The sequence below is a fragment of the Variovorax sp. 770b2 genome (genome assembly GCF_900115685.1).
In the GTDB taxonomy this organism is placed as follows: Bacteria; Pseudomonadota; Gammaproteobacteria; order Burkholderiales; family Burkholderiaceae_C; genus Variovorax.
The window spans coordinates 386,928-413,232 of sequence record NZ_FOXJ01000003.1 but is presented as its reverse complement, the minus strand read 5'-3'; the positions used below and the strand labels follow the sequence as shown (position 1 = coordinate 413,232).

Sequence of the window (26,305 nt, the reverse complement as noted above, 5' to 3'; positions counted from 1 at the left end):
TCAAGTAAACGGAATTGTATTGTCGATCGGCGGGTGATTATCTTTTGGATGGAACGATCAATCATTCGTCTCACCAACCAACCAACCACTGCAAAGGAATCGCACCATGACCACCACCACTTCAACCACCACCCGCAACAGCCGCGTCGCCATCGTCACCGGCGCATCGCGCGGCATCGGCGCCGCCGTCGCGCAGCGCCTCTCGAAGGACGGCTTCGCCGTCGCCGTCAACTACGCCACGGGCTCGGCGCAGGCCGACGCGCTGGTCGCCGAACTCACGGCGGCCGGCGGCAAGGCCATCGCGGTGAAGGCCGACGTGGCCAACGCACAGGAAGTGCGCGCCATGTTCGACACCGTCGAAGCGCAGCTGGGCAAGGTCGACGTGCTGGTCAACAACGCCGGCGTGCTCAAGACCGTGCCGCTGGCCGACCACACCGACGCGCTCTACGACCAGACCTTCGACATCAACGTGCGCGGCACCTTCAACACGCTGCGCGAAGCCGCCACGCGCCTGAACGCGGGCGGGCGCATCGTCAACTTCTCGAGCACCACGCTCGCGCTGAACATGCCCGGCTACGCGATCTACAACGCCACCAAGGCGGCGGTCGAGGCCTTCACGCACGTGTTCGCCAAGGAACTGCGCGGCCGCAACGTCACGGTGAACGCCGTGGCGCCGGGCCCGATCGCCACCTCGCTCTTCCTGGACGGCAAGACCGACGAGCAGATCCAGGCCTTCGCCAAGATGCCGCCGCTGCAGCGCCTGGGCCAGCCGGAGGACATCGCCTCGGTGGTGGCGTTCCTGGCCGGCCCGGATGCGGGCTGGGTCAACGGCCAGATCCTGCGTGCCAACGGCGGCGTCGCCTGAATCCCCTTCCGTTCATCCACCCACTCGATCCAGTCTTTCGGAGAAACACCATGCAAAAGCAAATCATCCTGGTCACCGGCGCAGGCACCGGCATCGGCAAGCTCAGCGCCCAATCGTTGGCCGAGGCCGGCCACGTGGTCTACGCGTCGATGCGCGACATCGCGGGCCGCAACAGTGGCCGCGCCGCCGAGATGCGCAGCTATGCAGCAGCCAAGGGGCTGCAGCTGCACCCGCTCGAACTCGACGTGCTCTCGCAGAAATCGGCCGACGCCGCCGCGGCCACCATCGTCCGCGAGCAGGGCCACATCGACGTGGTGATGCAGAACGCCGGCCACCTCGTGGTCGGGCCGACCGAGGCCTTCACGCCCGAGGAAATCACCAAGGTGTTCGACACCAACGTGCTCGGCGCGCAGCGCGTGAACCGCGCCGTGCTGCCGTACCTTCGGAGGCAGGAGTCCGGCCTGGTGCTTTGGATCAGCAGCACCACCACCAAGGGCGGCTTCCCGCCGTTCATGGGCCCCTACGGCGCGGCCAAGGCGGCGATGGATTCATTGGCCGTCACGCTGGCCTACGAGATCGCGCGCTTCGGCATCGAGACCTCGATCGTGGTGCCCGGCGCTTTCACCAAGGGCACCGACCACTTCCCCAGCGCCGGCAAGCCGGCCGATGCCGCCACCACGGCCGCCTACGGCCGCTACGACGGCGTGATGGACCGGATCGGCCAGAGCCTGTCGGCGCTGATGCCCGACGACGCCGACCCACAGGCCGTGGCCGACGAGATCGTGCGCATCGTGGGCCTGCCTGCCGGCACCCGCCCGATGCGTTCGCTGATCGACTTCGTGGGCGATGGCGCCAAGGAAGTGTTCGAGGTGTCGGAGCGCGTGCGCATCGACTTCGCGCATCGCATCGGCATGGGCGACCTGCTCGAGGCGAAGATCAAGCGCTGAAAGCCGGGGAGGGCGTCACGAAAATCCGGTGGATCTTCCTGTCCAATAGCGGCATGGACTATCCACCGAACGAGCTCGCGGAGCGCCTGACCGAACTCGAAATCAAGTCGAGCTACGCCGACGACCTGCTGGAGCAACTGAACATGACGATCTACCGGCAACAGCAGCAGATCGACAGCCTGATCCAGCAGGTGGCCCACCTTCGGCAGCAAAGCCAGAACGCCGGGCAGGACGGGGCGGCGCGCAATCTTCGCGACGAGCTGCCGCCGCACTATTGAAAGAAAACGCTCAGCCGTGCGAGTGCCAGAGCACCGCGAAGAAATGGCAGGTGCTGCCGGCCAGAACGAAGAGGTGCCACACCGAGTGGGCGAAGCGGATCTTGTTGTCGAAGAGAAAGACAACGGCACCCGCCGTATAGAAGAGCCCGCCGGCCACGAGCCAGCCCAGCCCCGCCGGTGACATGCGCTCGTACAGCGGCACCGCCGCCATCAGCGCCATCCAGCCCATCGCCACATAGAGCCCGGTCGACCACAGCGGATGCTGCAGCCGGTTGAACAGCTTGGCGCCCACGCCCAGTGCCGCCGCGGCGCAGATCGCGCCGAACAGCGTCCACCCCCAAGGGCCGCGCAGCACGCCGAAAAGGAAGGGCATGTAGCTGCCCGCGATGAAGAGATAGATGGCCGCGTGGTCCAGCCGGTTGAACCAGGCCTTGGCCCGCCCGATCGGCAGCGCGTGGTACAGCGTGGAGATCAGGTACAGCACGATGGCCGTGCCCGCGAAGAGCGAGACACCGACCACGCTCGCGGCCTGGCCCTTCTGCGCGGCGCTGTAGATCAGGATCGGCAGCGAGGCGATCGCCAGCACCAGGCCGAGGCCGTGGCTCAGGGCATTGAAGAGCTCTTCCATGCCGGTCTGGTCGCGGACCGCGGGCGCCGGCTTCTTCGCACCGGCGGAAAGGGGCTGCAGCTGCAGGGATGGGCCATTCGTCATCAGGAACAGAACCTCAAGAATCGGTTTTGGTTCCGCAAATCTGCGCGAAACTGGCAGATCATGTTACTTGACCTGCTGTTTACCGAGTTTGCGCGCCAATGTGCGCCGATGCATGCCAAGCCGCCGTGCGGTCTCGGAGATGTTGAAGCCGGTCTCGGCCAGCATCTCGTGGATGCGCTCCCACTCGAGCGTCTTGATCGAGGTCGAGCGGTTGGTCAGTTCCACCTCGGTGGTGCCGGTGGCGCGGCCGAAGGCGGCCTCGATGTCGTCGGTGTTCGAGGGCTTGGCCAGGTAATGGCAGGCGCCCAGCTTGATGGCCTCCACCGCGGTGGCGATGCTGGCAAAACCGGTCAACACCACGATCAGCGTCTTCGGGTCGTGCCGGTGCAGCATCTGCACGCAGGCCAGGCCCGAGGCCTCGCCATTGAGCTTCAGATCGACCACGGCATAGCCTGGCGACCGGGTCTCCAGCAGCGCCTGAACTTCTTCGGCATTGCTCGCGTGCATCACCGCATAGCCGCGGCGCTCGAAGGAGCGGCTGAGCGTGCGCGCGAAGGCGCTGTCGTCCTCGACGATCAGCAACTGGCGTTCGGCTTCGGCGGTTTCCGTCATGGCTTGGTGTGGGCGATGGGCCCGGTTGGCGCGACCGTTTCGTCGTCGGCTTCCTCTTCTTCCAGCACGACGGCCGCGAGCGGCAGCGTGACGGTCACGATGGCACCGCCCTCGGGCCGGTTGCGCGCCGCGACGCGCCCGCCCAGGGTGCGCGCCACGTTGGCGACCAGGAACAGCCCGAGCCCGCCACCGGGCCGGCCCTTGCTCGACTGGTAGGGCTTGCCGAACTCCTTGAGGATCGCCGGCAGGAAGCCGGGGCCGGCATCGGTGACCGTGATCGTCAGCGCGTCGGCATCGTGCGACGCTTCCAGGCGCAGCCAGTGCGGCGACGCCTCCAGGGCGTTGTCCAGCACGTTGCAGATCATCTGCTTCAAGGCCGAATCGGAGACCATGGGCAGGTCCTGGCCGAAGCGGTTGTCGTAGTCGAACTCTTCCACCGGCCGCGTGGCGCGCCATTCCTCCACGAGGTCGTCCAGGAAGGTGCTCACCGTGGTTTCTTCGGACGACTCGCCGCGCGCCTCGCCGGCCGACAGGAGGATGCCGCTCACGATGCTCTTGCAGCGCTGGATCTGCAGTTCCATCTCGGCCACTTCGGTCAGCAGTTCGGGGTCGGAGCTGAAGTGCGGCAGCCGGCGCCAGTCGCCCAGGATCACCGCCAGCGTGGCGAGCGGCGTGCCCAGCTCATGCGCCGCGCCCGAAGCGAGCAGGCCCATGCGCACGATGTGTTCTTCTTCCGAGGCGCGCTGGCGCAGGTCGGCCAGCCGCGCATCGCGCGCGCGCAGGTTGCCGCTGATGCGGGTGATGAAGATCACCAGCAGCGCCGCATTGAGCGCGAAGCACACCAGCATGCCCTGGATGTACGGGCTCCAGAGGCCCCGGTCGTGGTCCAGCGGCAGCGCGAGCGGGCGCGAGAAGAGGGCCAGCCCCGCGAAGCACAGGCTGGTGATGACCACGATGGTCCAGGTCGACCAGGCCTTCAGCAGCACCGCGCCCAGGATCACCTGCAGCAGGTAGAGAAAGACGAACGGGTTGGTCGCGCCGCCGCTCAGGTAGAGCTGGGCCGTGAGCGTCGCCACATCGACCAGGAGCGCCAGGAACAGCTCGCCGTTGGTCACCCGGCGGTGGGTGCGCGAGCGCAGCAGGCTCACCATGTTGAAGAGCGCCAGGCAGGTGAGCACCTGCAGCATGTTGTCCAGCGGCAGCCGGATGCCGAAGCCGTAGTGCACCACCAGGATGGTGGCCACCTGCCCGACCACCGCGAACCAGCGCAGCTGGATCAGCTGCTGCATGTTCTTGTGGCCGGTGGCGTTGTCCAGGCTCGCCACGCCGGCGCGGGGCGCATGCAGCGCGCCCGCGACCGCGGCCACGGCTTCAGTCGCGATGCGCATCGGGGCGGGGGAGGGGGTCGGCATGGGCCGCATTTTCGCCGCTGCCGCCAGGAGCCCTCCGGGCGCGCCCGCGCCCGTCGCGCCAGACGAACCACGCGCCGCCCAGCACCATCAGCGCGAGGCCATACCAGGTGAGGGCGTAGACAAGGTGGCTGTTGGGAAAGGCGATGACGGTGAGGCCGCGCACGGGGTAGCCGGCTGTTTCGGGGGAGAGCGACGGATCGGCCTCGGCATCGACGAAGTAGGGCGCTGCGTTGTCCAGCCCGCGTGCGGCCGCGATGGCCTGCACGTCGCGCGAGAACCAGCGGTCTGCGGCGGGGTCGTTCTTGCGGAGAAACCCGCCCTTGGGCTCGGTGATGCGCAGGAGGCCGGCGACGGTGACCTCGCCCTTCGCCTCGGTGGCCGCGCGGCTCGTGCGTTCGCGTGCTTCGGGTGGCACGAAGCCCCGGTTGACCAGCACGACGGTGCCGTCGGCCGCGCGCAGCGGCGTCAGCACCCAGAAGCCGGCGCCCAGGCGGGTGCTGGCCTGGGTCAGGGTTTCCTTGTCATTGAGGAAGGTGCCGGCGAGGCGCACATGGCGGTATTCGTCGTCGGCCGCGTTCACTTGCGGCCAGTCGGCGCGCGCGGGGGGCTGGGCGGCCGGGGCGTGCACGCGTTGGTCGACGCGGGCGATGAGATCGAGCTTCCAGGCCCTGCGCTCGACCTGCCAGGTGCCCAGCGCGAAGAAGCCGGCAAAGGCCAGCGCCGCGCAGACCGCCAGTGCCACCCGGGCGGCCGCGGAGCGCGGGCGGCCGGACGGTGGGTTGTGGCTGGGGTGGTCTGGCGCGGGGGGCGTCAAGGCATGTTCTTCATGTCGTGCACCGACATCGGCATCATGTTGGTGTTCATGTGATACATGACCCAGAGCGAGCCGGCCAGCGTGATGACCACGAGCACGATCGTGAAGATCAGTGCCAGCATGTTCCAGCCGCTCTCGGACTTGGCGTCCATGTGCAGGAAATAGATCATGTGGACCACGATCTGCACGGCCGCGAAGCCCAGGATGACCAGCGAGGTGGTGTTCGCGCTGGGGATCACCTTGCCCATGACGAGCCAGAACGGAATCGCCGTGAGGATCACGGCCAGCACGAAGCCGGTCAGGTAGCCCTTGAAGGTGCTGTGGCTTGCGGGGCCATCGTCGTGATGGTCGTCGTGCCCATCGTGTGCGCCATGGCCGTGCGCGGCGGTGTCGATGTGGGTGTTCATGCCATCGATCCCATCAGGTAGACAAAGGTGAAGACGCCGATCCACACGACGTCCAGGAAGTGCCAGAACATCGACAGGCACATCAGGCGGCGGCGGTTCGCGGCGGTGAAGCCGTGCTTGGGCAACTGGATCATCAAGACGATGAGCCAGATGATGCCGAAGCTCACGTGCAGGCCGTGGGTGCCCACCAGCGCGAAGAACGACGACAGGAAGGCGCTGCGCTGCGGGCCCGCGCCCTCGTGGATCAGGTGCGCGAATTCGTAGAGTTCCAGGCCGATGAAGCCGGCGCCCAGCAGGCCGGTGATGGCCAGCCAGACCAGCACGCCGCCCATGCGCTTTTTCTGCATCTCGAGCACGGCGAAACCGTAGGTGATCGACGAGAACAGCAGCAGCGAGGTGTTGATCGCCACCAGCGGCAGGTCGAACAGGTCGGCGCCCGAAGGGCCGGCCGCGTAGCTGCGGCCCAGCACGCCGTACACCGCGAACAGGCACGCGAAGATGAGGCAGTCGCTCATCAGGTAGAGCCAGAAGCCCAGCAGCGTGCCGTTCTCGGGATGGTGGTCGTTGCCGACGTGGAACAGCTCGAACACGGGCGGCTTGCCCGTGGCATCGCTGTGGGCGTGGACTTGGGCGCCCGCGGGGGCGTGGAGAGCGGTGGTATCAGACATGGGCTGCTGCCAGGAGGCGGGTGCGATCGCCTTCGGTGCGAACGACTTCTTCCGCGGGGATGTGGTAGTCGCGCTTGTAGTTGAAGGTGTGGATGATCACGGCGGCCAGCATGGCAACGAAGCCCACGCCTGCCACCAGCCACATCTGCCAGATCATTGCGAAGCCGCAGGTGGCGGCCAGTGCCGCGATGATGAAGCCGGCCGCGGTGTTCTTGGGCATGTGGATCGGCGTGAAACCGTCCAGCGGCCGCTCGTAGCCACGCTTTTTCATGTCGGTCCAGGCGTCGTTGTCATGGATGCGCGGCGTGAACGCGAAGTTGTAGGCCGGCGGCGGCGAGGAGGTCGACCACTCCAGCGTGCGGCCGTTCCACGGGTCGCCCGTGGTGTCGCGCAGCGACTCGCGGCGGATGTAGCTCACCACCAGCTGGATGATGAAGGAGGCGATGCCCAGCGCGATCAGCACGGCGCCGAAGGCGGCGATCTGGAACCAGATCTGCAGCGACATGTCCTGGAAGTGGCTCATGCGGCGCGTGACGCCCATCAGGCCCAGGATGTACAGCGGCATGAAGGCGAACCAGAAGCCGACGATCCAGAACCAGAACGAGCACTTGCCCCAGAACGGATCCAGCTTGTAGCCGAAGGCCTTCGGGTACCAGTAGGTGATGCCCGCCAGCATGCCGAACAGCACGCCGCCGATGATCACGTTGTGGAAGTGGGCGATGAGGAACAGGCTGTTGTGCAGCACGAAGTCGGCCGGGGGAACGGCCAGCAGCACGCCGGTCATGCCGCCGATCACGAAGGTGATCATGAAGCCGATGGTCCACATCATCGGCAGCTCGTAGCGGATGCGGCCGCGGTACATGGTGAAGAGCCAGTTGAAGATCTTCGCGCCCGTGGGGATCGAGATGATCATCGTCGTGATGCCGAAGAACGAATTCACGCTGGCACCCGAGCCCATGGTGAAGAAGTGATGCAGCCACACCAGGTACGACAGGATGGTGATCACGACGGTGGCGTACACCATCGAGGCGTAGCCGAACAGGCGCTTGCCCGAGAAGGTGGAGACCACTTCCGAGAAGATGCCGAAGGCCGGCAGGATCAGGATGTACACCTCGGGGTGGCCCCAGATCCAGATCAGGTTCACGTACATCATGGCGTTGCCGCCCAGGTCGTTCGTGAAGAAGTTGGTGCCGACGTAGCGGTCCAGCGACAGGAGAGCCAGCACGGCGGTCAGCACCGGGAAGGCGGCGACGATCAGCACGTTGGTGCACAGAGCCGTCCAGGTGAAGACAGGCATCTTCATCATCGTCATGCCGGGCGCGCGCATCTTCACGATGGTGGCCAGCAGGTTGACGCCGGAGAGCAATGTGCCCACCCCCGCTATCTGCAACGACCAGATGTAGTAGTCCACCCCCACGTCGGGGCTGAAGAGAATGCCCGACAGCGGCGGATACGCCAGCCAGCCGGTCTTGGCGAACTCGCCCACGAACAGCGACGCCATCACCAGGCCCGCGCCGAAGGTGGTCATCCAGAAGCTGAAGTTGTTCAGGAACGGGAAGGCCACGTCGCGTGCGCCGATCTGCAGCGGCACCACGAAGTTCATGAGGCCCGTGACCAGCGGCATCGCCACGAAGAAGATCATGATCACGCCGTGCGCGGTGAAGACCTGGTCGTAGTGGTGCGGCGGCAAGAAGCCCGCGTTGTCGCCGAAGGCGAAGGCCTGCTGGGCCCGCATCATGATGGCGTCGGAGAAGCCGCGCAGCAGCATCACCAGCCCCAGGATGATGTACATGATGCCGATCTTCTTGTGGTCGATGCTGGTGATCCAGTCGCGCCACAGCGTGCCCCACACCTTGAAGTAGGTGATCGCGCCCAGGAGGGCGATGCCGCCGAGCACGACGGCGATGAAGGTCACGAGCAGGATGGGCTCGTGGTAGGGAATCGCCTCCCAGGTGAGGCGGCCGAAGACGAGCTTCGTCAGGTCAAGGTTCGCAAGCATCGTCATTCTTCGGTGGTGCACATCGCCGTGACGTATCTACGCTTGGGCGAGTTGAGGGTGTCGGGTTGCCAGCTCTGCAGGGTGGCGACATTGAAGGCGCCGGGCTTGCCCATGCCGCCGTCCGCGTCGATGGCCATCATCTGGCTCATGCACATCTTGTTGCGGTCGACGCAGCGGTTGAGGATGGCGTTGTACAGGTCCGCATCGACGGTGGCGTAGTGGCGCACGGGCTCGCGCTCGCTGGGCACTTCCAGCTTCATGTAGCCCTCGCGGGTGAGCTCGCCCTCCTTGGAGGTCTTGGCCTTCTCGACCCACTTGTCGAAGTCGTCCTTGTCAAGGCCGTGGAACTTGAAGCGCATGCCCGAGAAGCCCGCGCCGCTGTAGTTGGCCGAGAAACCTTCGAACTCGCCCGGCTTGTTGATCACCGCATGCAGCTTGGTTTCCATGCCCGGCATGGCGTAGATCTGGCCGGCCAGCGCGGGGATGAAGAAGGAGTTCATCACCGAGGAGGCGGTGATCTTGAAGCTGATCGGCACGTCCACCGGGGCGGCCAGTTCATTCACCGTGGCGATGCCCTGCTCGGGGTAGATGAAGAGCCACTTCCAGTCGAGCGCCACCACTTCGACCACCAGCGGCTTGGTCTCGGGCGAGATCTGGCGCTTGGCGTCCAGGCGGCTGAGGGGCCGGTACGGGTCCAGCGTGTGGGTGCTGATCCAGGTGATCGCGCCCAGCGCAATGATGATCAAGAGCGGCGCGGCCCAGATCGCGAGTTCGAGCTGGGTGGAGTGGTCCCAGTCGGGGCTGTAGGTGGCCTCCTTGTTCGACTGGCGGTAGCGCCAGGCGAAGAAGATGGTCAGCGCGATCACCGGGATGATGATGATCAGCATCAGCACCGTGGAGACGACGATCAGGCGTCCCTGCTGGTTGGCGATGTCGCCGGAGGGGTTCATGAGCACCGTGTTGCAGCCCGCCAGCAAGGCGAGGGGGAGCAAGACGAGCCATCGGCGAAGGGAGTGGAGGGTGGGCATGCCGAAGAGAAAGAAAGAGGTGCGTGGGCTGCGCAAAGACTCCACAATCTACGACCAAAGGTTCCCGCCGCCTATTGGACGTTTTGTCCTATGGCGGGAATCCCCGTTCGGTGAGACGCTTGGAGCCTCTGTTCAATGGTCTACCTTTGTCACTGCCGGTGACACCCGAATTACAAAACGCAATGACGACGACGTCCAGCATCAGTCCGCAAGGCGCACAGCCTGTGCCGAACACGTCCGGAAACGGCGCCAGCCTGAGCCAGAGTGGCGACGCCGATCACTCGCACATCGCCCCGGGCGAGATCGCGGTCGGCGTGATCATCGGCCGAGCCTCCGAATATTTCGACTTCTTCGTCTACGGCATCGCTTCGGTGCTGGTGTTCCCATACGTATTCTTCCCGTTCGAGCAGCGTCTGGAGGGAATCCTTTACGCGTTCGTGGTCTTCTCTTTCGCCTTCATCGCACGGCCGTTCGGAACTGTCATCTCGATGGCGATCCAGCGACGATTCGGGCGCGAAACCAAGCTGACGATCGCGCTGTTCCTGCTGGGCACCTCCACGGCCGGCATCGCCTTCCTGCCGGGCTACGAGAGCATCGGGTTCACGGCGATCGTGCTGCTGTCGGTGTTCCGCTTCTGCCAGGGCCTGGCGCTCGGCGGCTCTTGGGACGGCCTGCCTTCGCTGCTGGCGCTGAACGCACCGCCCAACCGCCGCGGCTGGTACGCCATGCTGGGCCAGCTGGGCGCGCCCATCGGTTTCTTCATTGCCAGCGCGCTGTTCGCGTTTCTCTACGCGAGCCTGTCGATCAAGGACTTCCTCGACTGGGGCTGGCGCTACACCTTCTACGTGGCCTTCGCGATCAACGTGGTGGCGCTCTTTGCGCGCCTGCGCCTGGTGGCCACCGAAGAGTATTCGCGCCTGCTCGAAGAGCGCGAGCTGCAGCCCACCAGCGTGGTCGAGCTGACCCGCTCGCAGGGCACCAACCTCTTGATCGGCGCGTTCGCGGCACTCGCCAGCTATGCGCTGTTCCACCTCATCACCGTGTTCCCGCTCTCGTGGATCACGCTGTACTCGGACCAGTCGATCACCGAATTCCTGGTGGTGCAGATGATCGGCGCGGTGTTCTGCGCCGGCGGCATCGTGGCCTCGGGCCTGATCGCCGACCGCGTGGGACGCCGTTTCACTCTGGGCGGCCTGGCCGCGCTGATCGCGGTGTTCAGCGGTTTCGCCCCCACGCTGCTCGACGGCGGCCGCCTCGGGCAGGACGTGTTCATCCTGCTGGGCTTCGTGCTGCTGGGTCTTTCGTACGGCCAGGCTGCAGGTGCCGTGACCTCGAACTTCGAGCCCAAGTACCGCTACACCGGCGCGGCGCTCACGGCCGACCTGGCTTGGCTGATCGGCGCCGCGTTCGCACCGCTGGTCGCGCTGGGGCTGTCGGCGCACTTCGGGCTGGCGTACGTCAGCGTCTACCTGCTCTCGGGCGCGGCCGGCACGCTGGCGGCGCTGGGGCTGAACCGGGCGCTGGTGCGCGACTGATCCACCCTGTGACCCATCGCCGCTCGCTTCATCGCTGCATGACCACGTTCTTCGTGGTCCTGTCGATGCTGTTCTCGCAGCTGGCGCTGGCAAGCTATGTCTGCCCGGGCGTGCCTGACACGGCTTCGATGGCTGAAATGATGGCGACGGGCGCGCCCTGCGAAGGCATGGACATGGCCCAGCCGGTGCTGTGCTTCCAGCATGCCGCCGACCTGTCGCTGTCCTTCGAATCAGTCAAATTGACCACCCCTTCGCTGCCTGCCATCGTGCAGGTGGTGGTCATGCCGCTGGTGCTGGTGTCCGAAGGCCACGCACTTCCGCAGCAGGCTGTTCTCGAGCGGCAGCATCCGCCGCCCGACCCTGTTTTTCTCGCCACGCGCAGACTTCGCGTCTGAAATCTCCGTCGACTGACCGGTGCTGGTGCGGCTCGTCCGCTTGCCAGCGATTGCCTCGTTCGTCTGCGGAGTTTTCATGTCCATTCCCTTCCCACGCGCGGTCGCGCTGGCCGTTGCGTTGCTGCCGTACCTTGCGACGGCCGCCCCCCTGTCTCTCGAGGCGGCGCTTCGGCTTGCGGCTCAGCGCTCTGAAACCACCCGCGCCGCCCGTGCCGGCGCATTGAGTGCCACGGAGGCGGCGCAAGCCGCAGCCCAGCTCCCCGATCCCACGCTGCGTATCGGCGTCGACAACCTCCCCGCAACGGGGCCGGATCGCTTTCACACAACCCGCGACTCGATGACGATGAAGCGCATCGGCATCAGCCAGGAATGGCTGTCCGCCGACAAGCGTGCCGTGCGGCAGGCGGCCGCCGATGCCTCGGTCGGCCGCGAGGCGGTGCTGGTGCAAGCCGCTGCCGCCGACACCCGCCGGCAGACAGCGCTCGCGTACGTGGACGCCTTCTACATCGGCGAGAGCCTGAAGCTCGCGACGCTCATGGCGCACCATGCGCACGAGGAGTTGGAGGCATCGCGTGCACGCCTGTCCTCGGCCGCAGGGAGCAGCCAGGACGTGTTGGCGTTGGCCGGTGCAAGAGGCGTCTCGGAAGACGAGACGGCCGACATCCTGCAGCAGCAAAGCGCCGCAGGCGTCGCGTTCCAGCGATGGGTCGGCGTGCCGCCCGACGAGCTGCTGCCTCCGGGCGCCATCGCGCTGCCGTCCGAAGAAGCCTACGTCGCCGCGCACCCCACGGTCGCGGCGATGCAGCGCGATGTCGATGTGGCAGGGCAGGCGGCAGCCGTCACCGCCTCCAACCGCAAGCCCAACTGGACCTGGGAGGTGGCCTACGGCCAGCGCACCGGCTATTCCGACATGGTGTCGGTGGGCGTGAACATCCCGCTGCCCGTCGCGCCCGGCGAACGCCAGGACCGCGACACCGCCGCCAAGCTGGCGCTGGTCGAGAAGGCCGAAGCCGATCTGGCCGAAGCCACGCGGGCCGCGACCGCCGAATACCGGTCGTTGAGCGGCGATGCACAGCGCCTGCAGCAACGCATCGACCGCTATCGCGCCGGTGTCGTCGTTGCCGCCGGCCAAAGAACGGCCGCTGCAACGGCAGCCTACCGGTCCAACCAGGGCAGCCTGGTCGGCCTGTTCGAAGCCCGGCATGCCGAGGTCGAAGCGCAGCGCAAGCTGCTCACGCTGCAGCGCGACCTTGCGAAGACCCAAGTCCAACTGGCCTTCCGGCCGCTCACTGCCGAGGTGTCGCAATGAACCGCAGGACACGCACGATCGGCGCCTCGCTGCTGGCGGCACTGCTGCTTGCAACGGGCGCGTTCTACCTGGGCCGCGAGACAGCCCGGCCCGTGGAGGCATCGATGGCCGCCACGCCCGCGGCTGAAGGCCGCAAGGTCCTCTACTGGCACGACCCCATGGTGCCGGGCCAGCGCTTCGACAAGCCGGGCAAGTCGCCCTTCATGGACATGCAGCTGGTCCCCATGTACGCCGACAGCGCAACGGGCGCGGCGAACGAGACGGGCGTGACGGTGAGCCCCGCGGTCCAGCAGAACCTCGGCATCCGGTACGCCAGCGTGCGGCGCGCGCAGACCTCCGCGTCCTTCGACGCGGTCGGCGCCGTGCAGTTCGACGAGCGGCTCCACGTTGCCGTGCAGACGCGCGTTGCCGGGTATGTCGAACATCTTTCGGTTCGCGCGCCGATGGAGCGCGTGCGCAAGGGCCAGGCGTTGGCAACGCTCTTCGCGCCCGACTGGCTCGGACCGCAGAACGAGCTGCTCGCGCTCAAGCGTTCGGGCGTTGCTCCTGACCTCATTGCGGCCGCGCGCGATCGCATGCGGGCCATGTCCATTCCCGCCGAACTCATCCGGCGCAGCGAAGAAACGGGCACGGCGCAGGCGCGCTACGTTCTTGCCGCACCGGCCGATGGCGTGGTGGCGGAACTGGGCGTGCGCGAAGGCGTTGCAGTGACGCCGGGCATGACGCTGTTCCGTATCGCGGGCCTGGAAAAAGTCTGGGCAGTGGCAGAGATTCCCGAAGCGCAGGCCGTGCGTCTCACGCGCGGCCAGAAGGTCAAGGCGATCCTTCAGGCCGATGCGGCGCAGTCTTTCGATGGCGCGCTCGACGAAATCCTTCCCGAGATCAACGCATCCACGCGCACCTTGAAGGCCCGCTTCGAGGTCGACAACCGAAACGGGAAACTGACGCCCGGCATGTTGCTGCGCCTGCAGGTAGCCGGGCCCGCCAGCACGCGGCTGGTCGTGCCGTCCGAGGCCGTCATCCGCACCGGCAAGCGCGCAGTGGTCATCGTGCGAAAGGCCGACGGCGCCTTCGAGCCGCGCGACGTGTCGCCGGGCGCGGACCAGGGCGACGACACCGAAGTCGTCGCAGGCCTGAGCGAGGGCGACCAGGTCGTGGCCAGCGGCCAGTTCCTGATCGACTCCGAGGCCCGGCTGCGCTCCGTGCTGGGCAACATGGCTTCACCCGCCGCCGCTGCTGCTGCACCACCGCCCGCCGCGCTTCACAAGGCAGAAGGCAAGGTGGAGAGCGTTGCGCCCGATGGCATCACCATCTCGCACGGCCCTGTCGCAACGCTCAAATGGCCCTCCATGACGATGGGCTTCGCCAAGGCATCGCCGAACGCTTTCCCGGACATCAAGCCCGGCGACCAGGTGCGCTTCGCGTTCAAGGAAGGCGGCCCGACAGGCTACGAGCTGGTCTCCGTGCAGCGTGTGCAACCGGGCGCCAGGCAATGATCGCCGCCCTGATCCGCTGGTCGGTCGGCAACCGCTTCCTGGTGCTGATCGCGACCCTGTTCCTGGTGGCCGCAGGCGGGTGGTCCGTTGCACGCACACCGCTCGATGCACTGCCCGATCTCTCGGACACGCAGGTCATCATCCGCACGCCCTTTCCCGGCAAGGCGCCCCAGGTGGTCGAAGACCTGGTCACCTACCCGCTGACCACCACCATGCTCAGCGTGCCGGGCGCCAAGACCGTGCGCGGCTACTCGTTTTTCGGCGACTCGTTCGTCTACGTGCTGTTCGACGACAAGACCGATCCGTACTGGGCGCGCTCGCGCGTGGTGGAGTACCTGAACCAGGTGCAGAGCAAGCTCCCCGCGGGCGCCAACGCCTCGCTGGGCCCCGACGCCACGGGCGTGGGCTGGGTCTACGAATACGCGCTGGTCGACCGCACGGGAACGCGTGACATCGGGCAACTGCGCGCGCTGAACGACTGGTTCCTCAAGTTCGAACTGAAGACCGTGCCCGACGTGGCCGAGGTCGCCAGCATCGGCGGCATGGTGCGCCAGTACCAGGTGGTGCTGGACCCCGACCGCATGCGCGCGCTCGGCATCACGCAGTCGACGGTCGTGCAGGCCTTGCAGAAGGCCAACCAGGCGTCCGGCGGCTCGGTCGTCGAATTCGCCGAAGCCGAGTACATGGTTCGCTCGCGCGGTTACCTGCGCTCGCTCGACGACTTCCGCACCATCCCGCTGGCCGCGACGGGCGCGACGCCCGTGCTGCTGCGCGACGTGGCCACGGTGCAGATCGGCCCCGAGATGCGCCGCGGCATCGCCGAGCTCGACGGCGAGGGCGAAGTGGCCGGCGGCGTGATCGTCATGCGCTCGGGCAAGAACGCCCGCACCACCATCGAGGCGGTCAAAGCGAAGCTGGAGACGCTCAAGCCCAGCCTGCCGCCGGGCGTGGAGATCGTGCCCACCTACGACCGGTCGCTGCTGATCGACCGCGCCGTCGAGAACCTGCGTGGCAAATTGATCGAAGAGTTCATCGTGGTCGCATTGGTCTGCGCGGTCTTCCTGTTCCATTTGCGCTCGGCGCTGGTGGCCGTCGTGGCCTTGCCGATCGGCGTGCTGGCGGCCTTCGTCGTCATGCACTGGCAGGGCGTCAACGCCAACATCATGTCGCTGGGCGGCATTGCGATCGCCATCGGCGCGATGGTGGACGGCGCGATCGTGATGGTCGAGAACGTGCACAAGCACATCGAGGCTTTCGAGACGGCGCAGGGCCGGCAGCCGACAGTGGCAGAACGATGGACGCTCGTCGCCGATGCATCGGTGGAGGTCGGCCCTGCGCTGTTCTTCTCGCTGCTGGTGATCACGCTGTCCTTCGTGCCCGTGTTCTCGCTCGAGGCGCAGGAGGGGCGGCTGTTCTCGCCGCTGGCCTTCACCAAGACCTACGCCATGGCGGCTGCGGCGGGCCTGTCGGTGACGCTGATCCCGGTGCTCATGGGCTACCTCGTGCGCGGGCGCATTCCGCACGAAGCCGCCAACCCCGTCAACCGCTTCCTGATGGCGGTGTACCGGCCCGCGCTGGAGCTGGTGCTGCGCTTTCCCAAGGGAACCCTCGTCGTGGCCGCCGTGCTGCTGGCGCTGACCGCGGTGCCGCTGATGCGGCTGGGCGGCGAGTTCATGCCGCCGCTGGACGAGGGCGACCTGCTCTACATGCCGTCCGCGCTGCCGGGGCTGTCGGTGTCGAAGGCCTCTGAACTCTTGCAGCAGACCGATCGCCTCATCAAGACCGTGCCGGAGGTTGCACGCGTGTTCGGCAAGGCCGGCCGCGCGGACACCGCGACCGACCCCGCGCCGCTCGAAATGTTCGAGACCACCATCCAGTTCAAGCCCAAGTCGCAATGGCGCGCGGGCATGACGCCGGACAAGCTGGTCGAAGCGCTGGACAGTGCGGTCAAGGTGCCGGGCCTGACCAACGTGTGGGTGCCGCCCATCCGCAACCGCATCGACATGCTGGCCACGGGCATCAAGAGCCCCGTGGGCGTCAAGGTGGCGGGGGCCGACCTGGCCACCATCGATGCGTTGACCACGCAGATCGAGGCTGCGGTGAAGAACGTTCCCGGCGTGTCGTCGGCGCTGGCCGAGCGGCTCACCGGCGGACGCTATATCGACGTCGATGTAGACAGGCTCGCGGCGGCACGCTACGGACTCTCGGTGGCGGACGTGCAGGCCGTGGTGTCCACGGCCATCGGCGGCGAGAACGTGGGCGAGGTCATCTCGGGGCGCGAGCGCTACCCGATCAACGTGCGCTACCCGCGCGAGATCCGCGATTCGCTGGAGCGGCTGCGGCAACTGCCCTTCGTGACCGACAAGGGCGCGCAGTTGCTGCTGGGCGATGTCGCACGCATCGCCGTCGAAGACGGCCCGCCGATGCTGCGCAGCGAGAACGCGCGGCTGTCGGGCTGGGTCTATGTCGATGTGCGCGGCCGCGACCTGCGCTCCGCCGTCAACGACATGCAGGCCGCGGTCGACAAGGCAGTGAAGATGCCCGCCGGCTATGCCGTGTCGTGGTCCGGCCAGTTCGAGTACCTGGAGCGCGCGACCGAGCGGCTGAAACTGGTCGTTCCGGTCACGCTGGCGGTCATCTTCGTGCTGCTCTACCTGCTGTTCCGCTCGTTCGCCGATGCGGCGCTGGTGATGGCGGCCGTGCCGTTCTCGCTCATCGGCGGTTTCTGGCTGATCTGGGCGCTGGGCCATTCGATCTCCGTGGCCACGGCGGTGGGCTTCATCGCGCTGGCCGGCGTGGCGGCCGAGTTCGGCGTGGTGATGCTGGTCTACCTGAAGAATGCGCTGGCGCGCCGCCTCGAAGCCGGCGAGCCGATGAACGACCAGACCCTGCTGGCCGCGATCCGCGAAGGCGCCGTGCTGCGCGTGCGGCCCAAGGCCATGACGGTGGCCGTCGTGATGGCGGGGCTGCTGCCCATCCTGTGGGGCAGCGGCACCGGTTCGGAGGTGATGACCCGCATTGCCGCACCCATGGTGGGCGGCATGGTCACCGCGCCGCTGCTGAGCATGCTTGTTGTTCCTGCCGCCTGGTATTTGCTGCGCCGTCGCGGCGATGCCGCGCGGGCTCGTTTGCCTGCCGTTTCCATTCAACCTACCGAAGGAGTCATTCAATGAAAGTCTTGCATCCCCTCGCATTCGCGCTGCTCGTCGCATCGGCCGCTGCGGCCCAGGCCCAGATGTCGAAGGACGAGATGTCGTCCATGAAGACGCCGGCCCCGGGCCAGCAGGCAGCCTCGATGCTGACCGATGCCGTCGTCCAGAAGATCGATCAGGCCGGCGGCGTGATCGTGCTGAAGCACGGCGACATTCCCAACATCGCCATGCCGGCCATGACCATGGGCTTCGATGTGGCGGACAAGAAGATGCTCGATGCGGTCAAGCCCGGCGACAAGGTCCGGTTTCATGTGGAAATCGTGAAGGGCAAACCGACCGTGACGCATCTGGAAGCTGCCCGCTGATTCGCTTGGGCGCCGGGCGTATCGCTCCGGGAAGAATGCCCGCCAGCCATCGCTGGCGCGCGCTGGCTTAGGATCGCTTCATGTTCTCCGCCGCCATCTTCGACATGGATGGGCTCCTCATCGACTCGGAGCGGCCCATCATGGCCGCCTGGATCGAAGCGGCCCGCACGCTCGACATCGAGCTTTCGCACACGCAGTACCTGCAGGTCGTGGGCCTCGCCACCGTGGAGTCCGAGGTGATCCTGGGCACGCTGCTCGGCGGGCCCGATGCCTACCGCCATGCGATCGCGCACGTGCGCAAGCTCTTGCAACTGGAGCGCTCCGACGGCACGCCGCTCTTTCCCATCAAGCCCGGTGCGGCCGAGTTCCTCGCCGCATTGCGCCAGCGCGGCACGCGCTGCGCGGTGGCATCGTCTTCCACCAGCGGGCAGATCCAGGCCTGCCTCGGGAGCCTCGACGTGCTCCATCACTTCGATGCTTTCGCGGGCGGCGACGAGGTGGCGCGCGCCAAGCCCGATCCGGCGCTCTACCTGCTCGCGGCTTCGCGCCTGGGCGTGGACCCGTCGCAGTGCATCGCTTTCGAGGACAGCGAGAACGGCGCCAAGGCCGCGCTGGCAGCGGGGCTGCGCGTGGTGATCGTGCCGGACCTCAAGCACCCGCCCGCATCGATCGTCGAGCGCGCCTTCCATGTGCTCGATTCGCTGCACGACGCGACGGCGCACCTGCCGCGGTGGTTCCCCGGCGAACTGGTGCGGCCATGATCAAGATCGGCACGCTCTGCCACGTCGTCGACAGCTGCCTCGCCTCGCCGATGACCGAGCGCGCGGTCGGCCGCATCGTCGAAGTGGTCTCGGCGCCCTATGAAGCGCCCGGCGAGCGCTACCTGCCCGGCACCTACTACGACGTGCTGTTCGAGGGCTGGACCTTCTACTGCCGCAGCGACAAGCTCGTGCCCATCTCCGATCCCGGCGCGGATGTCGGCCGCTGGGAGGACGAATTCATCGACGTCCCGGCGAGCCCGGCTCAGAGCACTTCGTCGCGCAGCTGCGGGAACACCTTCGAGACCTTCGCGAGCAGGTAGTCGCCGTAGCGGCCGCTGAAGGCGTGCACATTGGCGCGGTCCCAGCGCTCTGCACTGTCGTCGAGCGCCTGGGCGCCCGCAAGACCTTCGATGCGCTGCACGCGCGCCTCGAAATTCGGATCGAAGAACAGCGGAAACGACAGCCGGTCGCGGCCGGAGGTGTTGCGCTTCACGCGGTGCGGCGTCGACTTGTAGAGCCCGCCGGTCATGCGGTCGAGCATGTCGCCGATGTTGCAGACGAAGGAGCCGGGGATCGGCGGCGCGTCGATCCAGCCGCCCGGCGTGTGCACCGCGAGGCCGCCGACATTGTCCTGGTGCAGGACGGTGAGCAGGCCGTAGTCGGTGTGCTCGCCCACGCCCCATTGCACGTCGAGCCCTTCGGGCACGGGCTGCGAGGGGTAGTTGAAGAGCCGGAACAGGATCAGCGGATCGGCCGTGTACCGCTCGGCGAAGTACGCGGCGGGCAGGCCCAGGCTCAGCGCGATGCCTTCCATCAGGCGATGGCCGAGCTGCGTCACCGCGGCCATGTACTCCAGGATGGTCTCGCGAAAGCCCGGCACGTCGGGGAAGAGATTGGGGCCGTGCACCGGCGTCTTCGCCTGCACCAGCGGGTGCGCCGCGGGCAGCTCGGTGCCCAGGTACAGGCCTTCCTTCCAATCGGGCCGGCCCGAGGTCAGCTCGCCGCCGAGCGGAAAGAAGCCGCGCCACGCGCGCCCGCCGAGGGCCATGCGCCACTGCATCTTGGTTTCCTCGGGCAGGTCGAAGAACCGGTGGCTCAGGTCTTCGAGCCGCTGCACCAGCGCCGCATCCACGCCGTGGCCCGTGACGTAGAAGAAGCCGTGCGCGCGGCAGGCGGCGCCGATCTGCGCGGCCACGTCGTCGCGTGCGGGCGTGCCGGCCACGAGCGGCGCGACGTCGATCACGGGCAACGAGAGAAGAGGGGCGGTGCTGGTGGTGGTCATGGTCGAAGCGGGCATGTCATGCGTCGCGCGCGAACGGCGAGCGGATGTCCGAGAGGAACTGCTGCGCACGCGGGTGCTGCGGCCGGTTGAAGAAATCGTCGGGCGTCGCGCGCTCGAGCACCTTGCCTTCGTCCATGAAGATCACGCGGTCGGCCACCTCGCGCGCGAAGCCCATCTCGTGCGTGACGCAGACCATGGTCATGCCGTCGCGCGTGAGGTCGCGCATCACCAGCAGCACCTCGCCGACCATCTCGGGGTCGAGCGCGCTGGTGGGCTCGTCGAACAGCATCAGCGGCGGCTGCATCGCAAGGGCGCGCGCGATCGCCACGCGCTGCTGCTGGCCGCCCGAGAGTTCGCTCGGCCATGCATTGGCCTTGTTCGCCAGGCCCACGCGGTGCAGCAACGCCATCGCGCGCTCCTCGGCGTCCTTGCGCGTGAGGCCGCGCAGCTGCATCGGCGCCATCGTGCAGTTCTGCAGCACCGTGAGGTGCGGGAACAGGTTGAACTGCTGGAACACGAAGCCGATGCGCGAGCGGAACGCGTTCACGTCGGTGCCCGGCGCGTGGATGTCCTGCCCCTCGAAGAGGATGCGGCCCGACTGGATCGGCTCCAGCCGGTTGAAGGTGCGGATCAGCGTCGACTTGCCCGAGCCCGAAGGCCCGCACACCACGACGACCTCGCCCTTGTGGATGGTCTCGTCGATGTCGACCAGGGCTTGGTAGCTGCCGTACCACTTGTTGACGTTCTGCAGTTCGATCATGCGGACACCTTGGGGGCCGAGGCGGAAGAGGTGGTGGAGGCGAGGGTGGACATGCCGCGGCGCGCGAGCCGGCGCTCCAGCCAGTAGGCGAAGCGCGACAGGCCGAAGCAGAGAATGAAGTACGTGCCACCCAGGATCAGGTAGATCTGCGCCGGCTTGGTGAACACCTGCGTGTTGATCTGCGTCGCGATGAACGACACCTCGGCCAGGCCGATGATGTAGCCGAGCGATGTCTCCTTGATGGTCGAGACGAACTGGTTCACCAGCGAGGGCAGCATGCTGCGCAGCGCCTGCGGCAGCACCACCAGGCGCATCGCGCGGAAGTAGCTGAGGCCCAGCGCGCGGGCGGTTTCCATCTGCCCGCGCGGCAGGCCCTGGATGCCGGCGCGCACGATCTCGGCGAGGTAGGCGGCATCGAAGATCACCAGCGCGATCAGCATGGTGGTGAACTGGTCGGTCTTCACGCCCGTCACGCTGGGCAGGAAGAAGTAGGCCCAGAAGATCACCATCAAGAGCGGCAGGCCGCGCACCACGAAGACCAGCGCCGTGACGGGCCAGCGCACCCAGCGCCACGGGCTTACGCGCGCGAGGCCGAGCACGATGCCCAGCGGCAGCGCGAGCACGAGGCCGCAGGACGCGAGCAGCAGCGTGAGCACCAGCCCGCCGAGCGGGCCGTTCGGGTACTGCCCGATGAGGAAGTAGACCCAGTAGTCGTTGATGATCTGAAGCATCGCGTCAAGGTCCTCAGATCGTTCGCACGGGGAAGCGGTGGTGGTACCAGGTGGCCAGGCCCGTGATGGCCAGCGACACCGTCAGGTACGCCGCGCTCGCGAACGCGAACGACTCGAAGCTGCGAAAGGTCGCGCTCTCGACCTGTCCGGCCTGGTACATGAGTTCGGCCACGCCGATCACGGTGGCGATCGAGGTGTTCTTCCAGAGGCTCAGCGTCTGCGAGATCAGCGGCGGCACCGTCACGCGCAGCGCCTGCGGCAGGATCACGCGGCGCATGGTGTCGAGGTAGCTGAAGCCCAGCGCGCGGCCCGCCTCGAACTGCACGGTCGGGATCGCGCGGATGCCGCTGCGGATGTCCTCGGCCATGAAGGCGGCCGTGTAGAGCGCGAGCGCGACGATGGCGCTGTAGGCCTCGATGTGCCCCGCATAGAGCCACTGCTTGATGCCGTCGGGCAAGAGCTCCGGCGCGCCGAAATACCAGAAGAGCATGTGCGCGAGCAGCGGGATGTTGCGGATCGATTCCACGTATGCGAAGCCCAGCCAGCGCAACGGCGCGATCGGCGAAAGGCGCAGCAGCGCCACCACCAGCGCGATGGGCAGCGCCAGCACGAGCGAAGCCGCCAGCAGCTGCAGCGAGAGCAGGAGGCCCGCGACCAGCATGTCGTGGTACTTGCCGGTCAGCAGCAAGGAATAGTCGAACAGGGGCATGGGGGGCGACAGTATCACCGTCGCGGAGGGTATGGGCTCAAGCTCCCTCCCCCGCTGGGGGAGGGTCGGGATGGGGGCACGACGGCGTCTGATGCGTCGCGGCCTGTGCGAGGGCTGTCAGCCCCCATCCCTGCCTTCCCCCAGCGGGGGAAGGAGAAACACCAGGTCAGTCGATCTTGTCGCTGTCCAGCTTGAAGTCGCGCGTCTCGAAGCCCGATGCGGTCGTCGGGCCGTACCACTTCACGAAGATCTTCTGCGCCTCGCCCGACTTCTCCAGCTCGCGCAGCGTGTCGTCCACCACCGCCTTCAGGCCGCTCTCGCCCTTCTTGATGCCGATGGCCAGCGCCTCGGTGCTCAGGTTCTGCTTGAGCACCACGTACTGCGCCTTCGCCGGGCCCAGCTTGGCGTAGCTGCGCAGCAGCGCGGCCTCGTCGTCCACGTAGCCCACGCCCTTGCCTTGCTGCAGGGCCTGGAAGGCCTGCTGGCTCGTGTCGAAGGTCACGACTTCGGCGGTGGGCACGGCCTTGCGGATGTTGGGTTCCTGCGTGCCGCCGCGGATGGTCAGCACCTTCTTGCCGCCCAGCTGCGGGATGTCGGCGATGCCGCTGTCCTTCTTCACGATGGCCTTCTGGCCGGTCACGAAGGTGGTGAGCGAGAAGTCGATCTGCGCCTCGCGCTCCTTGTTGTGCGTGAGGCCGGCGGCCACCAGGTCCACGTGGCCCTGCTGCAGTTCCGGAATGCGCGCGGCCACGGCGATCTGCTTCAACACCGGCTTCACGCCGATCTTCCTGGCGATGGCGTTCACCAGGTCGACTTCGTAGCCGACGATCTGGCGCGTCTTGGGGTCGACGAAGGTGGCGGGCTCGTCGGTGCCGAGCACGCCGACCACGAGCTCGCCCTTTTTCTTGATGTCGGCAAGCTGGTCCGCGTGGGCGACGGTGCCCAGGAGAAAGGTGGAGGCGGCAAGGGCCGCGGCGAGCAGGGTGTGGCGCATGGTTGTTCTCTCTCCGGTTGGAAATTCAGGGCCGAACCATATCAATAAAACCTCAGATTATTAAATCGTCAATCGACATATGCATATGGCGGGTATGGGCGGCCTGCGGGCCTTGCTGGGGTAAATTCGCGGGCTTCCCCGGCATCACATCCAGCGAGGTCTTCATGATCATCAAACCGCGCGTGCGCGGCTTCATCTGCGTCACGACCCATCCCACCGGCTGCGAGGCCAATGTCAGGCAGCAGATCGACCACGTCCTGGCCCAGGGCCGGATCGCGCAAGGACCGAAGAAGGTGCTCGTCATCGGCGCATCGACCGGCTATGGGCTGGCCGCGCGCATCACCGCGGCCTTCGGCAGCGGCGCCGACACGCTGGGCGTTTTCTTCGAGCGGCCGGGCAGCGAGAGCAAGCCCGGCTCGCCCGGCTGGTACAACACCGCCGCCTTCCATCGCGCGGCGGCCGAAGAAGGCCTCTACGCCAAGAGCATCAACGGCGACGGCTTCTCCGACGACGTGAAGCAAAAGACCATCGATGCGATCCGCGCGGACCTCGGCCAGGTCGACCTCGTCGTCTACAGCCTGGCCGCGCCGCGGCGCACGCATCCCAAGACCGGCCAGGTCTTCAACTCGACGCTCAAGCCCATCGGCAAGGCCGTGACCCTGCGCGGCCTGGACACCGACAACGAGGTCGTCAAGGAAACCGTGCTGGAGCCCGCCACGCAGGAAGAAATCGACAACACCGTCGCCGTGATGGGCGGCGAGGACTGGCAGATGTGGATAGACGCGCTGCAGGCGGCCGGCGTGCTGGCCGATGGCGCGAAGACCACGGCCTTCACCTACCTGGGCGAGCAGATCACGCACGACATCTACTGGAACGGCTCCATCGGCGCCGCCAAGAAAGACCTCGACCAGAAGGTGCTCGGCCTGCGCGCCGGGCTGGCCGCCAAGGGCGGCGATGCGCGCGTGTCGGTGCTGAAGGCGGTCGTGACGCAGGCAAGCTCGGCCATTCCGATGATGCCGCTGTACCTGTCGCTCCTGTTCAAGGTGATGAAGGAGAAGGGCACGCACGAAGGCTGCATCGAGCAGGTCCACGGCCTCTTTGCCGAGAGCCTCTACGGCAGCACGCCGCACCTGGATGCCGAGGGGCGCCTGCGTGCGGACTACAAGGAGCTGGCCCCCGACGTGCAGGCGCGCGTGGTCGAGCTCTGGCCCCAGGTCACGAGCGAGAACATCCACGCGCTCACCGACTTCGCGGGCTACAAGACCGAGTTCCTGCGCCTCTTCGGCTTCGCGGTCGAAGGCGTGGACTACGAGGCGGACGTGAATCCCGATGTGGGAATTCCGAACCTCGTGCAGGCCTAGGAATCGCCCGGAGGGATACTCCCGCCCATGCAGATTCAAGAAAAGCCGCCCGCCGGCACGCCCTTCGAGTGGATCGGCGGTGAGCCGAAGGTGGAGGCGCTGGTCGAGCGCTTCTACGACCTGATGGACCTCGAACCCGCCTACGCGCAACTGCGCGCGGTGCACGGCACCAGCCTGGACAACGCGCGCCAGCGCCTCTTCTGGTTCCTGTGCGGCTGGCTCGGCGGCCCGCAGCACTACACCGACCGCTTCGGCCATCCGATGCTGCGCGCGCGGCACCTGCCGCAAAGCATCGGCGGCCACAGCATCGGCATCAAGGAGCGCGACCAATGGCTGGCCTGCATGGACCAGGCGATGGGCGAGACCGGCGTGCCCGATGACTTGCGCGCAAGGCTGCGAACTTCGTTCTTCCAGACAGCCGACTGGATGCGCAACCGCGGCGAATAAAAACAGACATCGACTCCGAAAGACTTTCCCTCATGAATCCCATCGTCATCATCGGCGGCGGCCACGCCGCGGCCCAGCTTTGCGCGGGCCTTGCCGAAGCCGGGCAGGGCGCGCGCGTGCACCTGGTCTGCGAAGAGGCCTGCGAGCCGTACCACCGGCCGCCGCTGTCCAAGGCATTTCTCAAGAGCGCCGAAGAAACCACGCAGCCGCACAAGGCGGCCGACTGGTACCGCGAAGCGGGCATCACGCTGCACCTGGGCGATGCGGCCGTGACCATCGACCGCGAGGCCCACACCGTCACGCTGCGCTCGGGCGCGGTGCTGCCGTGGGAGCGCCTGGTGCTCGCCACCGGCACGCGCGCACGCCAGATGCCCGAGCTGCAGCAGGGGCTGGAGAACGTCGCGAGCCTGCGCGCCGCCGACGAGGCGCATCGCCTGCGCGAGCGGCTCGCCGGCGCCGAGCGCATCACCGTGCTCGGCGGGGGATTCATCGGCCTCGAAGTGGCGGCCACCGCCAAGGCGCTCGGCAAGAGCGTGCAGGTGATCGAGAGCGCGCCGCGCCTCCTGGGCCGCGCCGTGTCGCCCGAGCTGTCGGCGCATGTGCTCGCGACGCATCGCGCGGCGGGCATCGACATCGTGCTCGGTGCGCAGACCGGCGCGTTCGAGGTCCAAGGCGATCGCCTGGTGTCGGTCCAGGTCAACGGCGTGAAGCAGCCGGTCGATCTGCTGCTGCTCGGCATCGGCGCCGTGCCAGAGACCGCATTGGCGCAAGCGGCGGGCATCGAGTGCGCCGACGGCATCGTGGTCGATGGCCACATGCAGACCAGCGCGGCCGACGTGCTCGCCGTGGGCGATTGCACGCGCTTTCCGGACCGCCGCGCGGGCCGCACGCTGCGGCTCGAATCCGTGCAGAACGCGAACGACCAGGCGCGCACCGCAGTCGCCACGCTGACCGGCGCCGCACGCGCGCACGATGCGGTCGCGTGGTTCTGGTCCGACCAGGGCAGCATGCGGCTGCAGATGGCGGGCCTGATGGCGGCCGAAGGCACGCCGGGTTTGACCAGCGTGCGCCGCCCCGGTCCCAAGCCCGAGGCGTTCTCGCTGTTCCACTATGTCGACGGACAGCTCGCATGCGTCGAATCGGTCAACGCGCCGGTCGATCACATGATGAGCCGCAAGCTCCTCGAAGCGGGCCGCAGCCCCGATGCGGCGGCGATCGCGGATGCGGCGATTCCGCTCAAGAACCACCTGGCGTAGGCGCGCAGCG

General features: G+C 67.2%; 27 protein-coding genes. 14 read left to right on the top strand and 13 right to left on the bottom strand.

From position 1 onward, the window contains the following. The first annotated feature begins 106 nt into the window (after positions 1-106). From BM133_RS21210 to BM133_RS21200, 3 genes are read left to right on the top strand one after another with little or no spacing between them, the layout of a single operon-like run. Positions 107-865, top strand: coding sequence for an SDR family oxidoreductase (locus BM133_RS21210; RefSeq protein ID WP_093437976.1), 759 nt, complete (start codon positions 107-109; stop codon positions 863-865). A gap of 50 nt (positions 866-915) precedes the next feature. After that, on the top strand, positions 916-1,812 hold the full coding sequence (locus BM133_RS21205) for an SDR family oxidoreductase (RefSeq protein ID WP_093437974.1): 897 nt from the start codon (positions 916-918) through the stop codon (positions 1,810-1,812). 53 nt (positions 1,813-1,865) lie between these two features. After that, a complete protein-coding gene (locus BM133_RS21200; protein WP_042580573.1) occupies positions 1,866-2,090 on the top strand; it encodes a SlyX family protein in 225 nt (74 codons plus the stop codon). A gap of 10 nt (positions 2,091-2,100) precedes the next feature. Here the strand turns inward: BM133_RS21200 and BM133_RS21195 are convergent, their stop codons facing one another. The 8 genes from BM133_RS21195 to cyoA form a co-directional block, all read right to left on the bottom strand. Further along, positions 2,101-2,802, bottom strand: coding sequence for a PAQR family membrane homeostasis protein TrhA (locus BM133_RS21195; RefSeq protein ID WP_093437971.1), 702 nt, complete (start codon positions 2,800-2,802; stop codon positions 2,101-2,103). Positions 2,803-2,865: 63 nt separating this feature from the next. Next, positions 2,866-3,414, bottom strand: coding sequence for a response regulator transcription factor (locus BM133_RS21190; RefSeq protein ID WP_093437970.1), 549 nt, complete (start codon positions 3,412-3,414; stop codon positions 2,866-2,868). After that, positions 3,411-4,802: an ATP-binding protein gene (locus BM133_RS21185; RefSeq protein WP_093437966.1), complete on the bottom strand. Its 1,392-nt coding sequence runs from the start codon at positions 4,800-4,802 to the stop codon at positions 3,411-3,413. Before BM133_RS21185 ends, BM133_RS21190 begins: the two co-directional genes overlap by 4 nt. After that, positions 4,786-5,640, bottom strand: a complete 855-nt coding sequence (locus BM133_RS21180) for an SURF1 family protein (protein ID WP_093437964.1) — start codon at positions 5,638-5,640, stop codon at positions 4,786-4,788. The genes BM133_RS21185 and BM133_RS21180 overlap by 17 nt, the downstream gene beginning before the upstream one ends. Continuing rightward, positions 5,637-6,047: a cytochrome o ubiquinol oxidase subunit IV gene (cyoD, locus tag BM133_RS21175; protein ID WP_093437961.1), complete on the bottom strand. Its 411-nt coding sequence runs from the start codon at positions 6,045-6,047 to the stop codon at positions 5,637-5,639. Before cyoD ends, BM133_RS21180 begins: the two co-directional genes overlap by 4 nt. Further along, positions 6,044-6,715: a cytochrome o ubiquinol oxidase subunit III gene (gene cyoC / locus BM133_RS21170; protein WP_093437959.1), complete on the bottom strand. Its 672-nt coding sequence runs from the start codon at positions 6,713-6,715 to the stop codon at positions 6,044-6,046. Before cyoC ends, cyoD begins: the two co-directional genes overlap by 4 nt. Next, positions 6,708-8,720: a cytochrome o ubiquinol oxidase subunit I gene (cyoB, locus tag BM133_RS21165; protein ID WP_093437956.1), complete on the bottom strand. Its 2,013-nt coding sequence runs from the start codon at positions 8,718-8,720 to the stop codon at positions 6,708-6,710. Before cyoB ends, cyoC begins: the two co-directional genes overlap by 8 nt. Next, positions 8,717-9,742, bottom strand: coding sequence for a ubiquinol oxidase subunit II (gene cyoA, locus BM133_RS21160; protein ID WP_093437954.1), 1,026 nt, complete (start codon positions 9,740-9,742; stop codon positions 8,717-8,719). Before cyoA ends, cyoB begins: the two co-directional genes overlap by 4 nt. A 182-nt stretch (positions 9,743-9,924) precedes the next feature. On the opposite strand from cyoA, the gene BM133_RS21155 reads away from it, so the two are divergent. From BM133_RS21155 to BM133_RS21120, 8 genes are all read left to right on the top strand, one after another. Then, positions 9,925-11,277 (top strand): MFS transporter, encoded by a 1,353-nt coding sequence (locus tag BM133_RS21155; protein ID WP_093437951.1) that lies wholly within the window; start codon positions 9,925-9,927, stop codon positions 11,275-11,277. Positions 11,278-11,315: 38 nt separating this feature from the next. Beyond that, complete coding sequence (locus BM133_RS21150; protein WP_093437949.1) at positions 11,316-11,672, top strand: hypothetical protein; 357 nt, start codon at positions 11,316-11,318, stop codon at positions 11,670-11,672. Positions 11,673-11,748: 76 nt separating this feature from the next. After that, positions 11,749-12,981 (top strand): TolC family protein, encoded by a 1,233-nt coding sequence (locus tag BM133_RS21145; RefSeq protein ID WP_093437947.1) that lies wholly within the window; start codon positions 11,749-11,751, stop codon positions 12,979-12,981. After that, positions 12,978-14,477, top strand: a complete 1,500-nt coding sequence (locus BM133_RS21140; protein ID WP_093437945.1) for an efflux RND transporter periplasmic adaptor subunit — start codon at positions 12,978-12,980, stop codon at positions 14,475-14,477. The genes BM133_RS21145 and BM133_RS21140 overlap by 4 nt, the downstream gene beginning before the upstream one ends. Further along, positions 14,474-17,650 (top strand): efflux RND transporter permease subunit, encoded by a 3,177-nt coding sequence (locus tag BM133_RS21135; protein ID WP_093437942.1) that lies wholly within the window; start codon positions 14,474-14,476, stop codon positions 17,648-17,650. The genes BM133_RS21140 and BM133_RS21135 overlap by 4 nt, the downstream gene beginning before the upstream one ends. Then, positions 17,647-17,994, top strand: a complete 348-nt coding sequence (locus tag BM133_RS21130; RefSeq protein ID WP_177224896.1) for a copper-binding protein — start codon at positions 17,647-17,649, stop codon at positions 17,992-17,994. Before BM133_RS21135 ends, BM133_RS21130 begins: the two co-directional genes overlap by 4 nt. Positions 17,995-18,074: 80 nt before the next feature. Beyond that, entirely contained in the window at positions 18,075-18,755 is a 681-nt protein-coding gene (locus BM133_RS21125) for an HAD family hydrolase (RefSeq protein ID WP_093437940.1), read from the top strand. Next, positions 18,752-19,075 (top strand): hypothetical protein, encoded by a 324-nt coding sequence (locus BM133_RS21120; RefSeq protein ID WP_093437937.1) that lies wholly within the window; start codon positions 18,752-18,754, stop codon positions 19,073-19,075. Before BM133_RS21125 ends, BM133_RS21120 begins: the two co-directional genes overlap by 4 nt. On the opposite strand, the gene BM133_RS21115 is transcribed toward BM133_RS21120, so the two are convergent. The 5 genes from BM133_RS21115 to BM133_RS21095 form a co-directional block, all read right to left on the bottom strand. Continuing rightward, positions 19,018-20,052, bottom strand: a complete 1,035-nt coding sequence (locus BM133_RS21115) for an isopenicillin N synthase family dioxygenase (RefSeq protein WP_093437935.1) — start codon at positions 20,050-20,052, stop codon at positions 19,018-19,020. The two genes, BM133_RS21120 and BM133_RS21115, sit on opposite strands and share 58 nt — an antisense overlap. A gap of 1 nt (position 20,053) precedes the next feature. Continuing rightward, positions 20,054-20,797: an amino acid ABC transporter ATP-binding protein gene (locus BM133_RS21110; protein ID WP_093437932.1), complete on the bottom strand. Its 744-nt coding sequence runs from the start codon at positions 20,795-20,797 to the stop codon at positions 20,054-20,056. Then, complete coding sequence (locus BM133_RS21105; RefSeq protein WP_093437930.1) at positions 20,794-21,528, bottom strand: amino acid ABC transporter permease; 735 nt, start codon at positions 21,526-21,528, stop codon at positions 20,794-20,796. Before BM133_RS21105 ends, BM133_RS21110 begins: the two co-directional genes overlap by 4 nt. Positions 21,529-21,541: 13 nt before the next feature. Then, the gene (locus BM133_RS21100) at positions 21,542-22,237 is read right to left on the bottom strand and encodes an amino acid ABC transporter permease (RefSeq protein ID WP_093437928.1); all 696 of its coding nucleotides are present in this window, start codon (positions 22,235-22,237) and stop codon (positions 21,542-21,544) included. Between the two features lie 166 nt (positions 22,238-22,403). After that, positions 22,404-23,231 (bottom strand): ABC transporter substrate-binding protein, encoded by an 828-nt coding sequence (locus BM133_RS21095; protein WP_093437925.1) that lies wholly within the window; start codon positions 23,229-23,231, stop codon positions 22,404-22,406. Between the two features lie 164 nt (positions 23,232-23,395). Between BM133_RS21095 and fabV the strand changes: the two genes are divergently transcribed. The 3 genes from fabV to BM133_RS21080 are packed head-to-tail and all read left to right on the top strand — an operon-like array spanning position 23,396 to position 26,295. Next, on the top strand, positions 23,396-24,592 hold the full coding sequence (fabV, locus tag BM133_RS21090; protein ID WP_093437922.1) for an enoyl-ACP reductase FabV: 1,197 nt from the start codon (positions 23,396-23,398) through the stop codon (positions 24,590-24,592). Positions 24,593-24,619: 27 nt separating this feature from the next. Then, the gene (locus tag BM133_RS21085; RefSeq protein WP_093437920.1) at positions 24,620-25,039 is read left to right on the top strand and encodes a group II truncated hemoglobin; all 420 of its coding nucleotides are present in this window, start codon (positions 24,620-24,622) and stop codon (positions 25,037-25,039) included. A gap of 32 nt (positions 25,040-25,071) precedes the next feature. Beyond that, positions 25,072-26,295: an NAD(P)/FAD-dependent oxidoreductase gene (locus BM133_RS21080; protein WP_093437917.1), complete on the top strand. Its 1,224-nt coding sequence runs from the start codon at positions 25,072-25,074 to the stop codon at positions 26,293-26,295. Positions 26,296-26,305 lie beyond the last annotated feature (10 nt).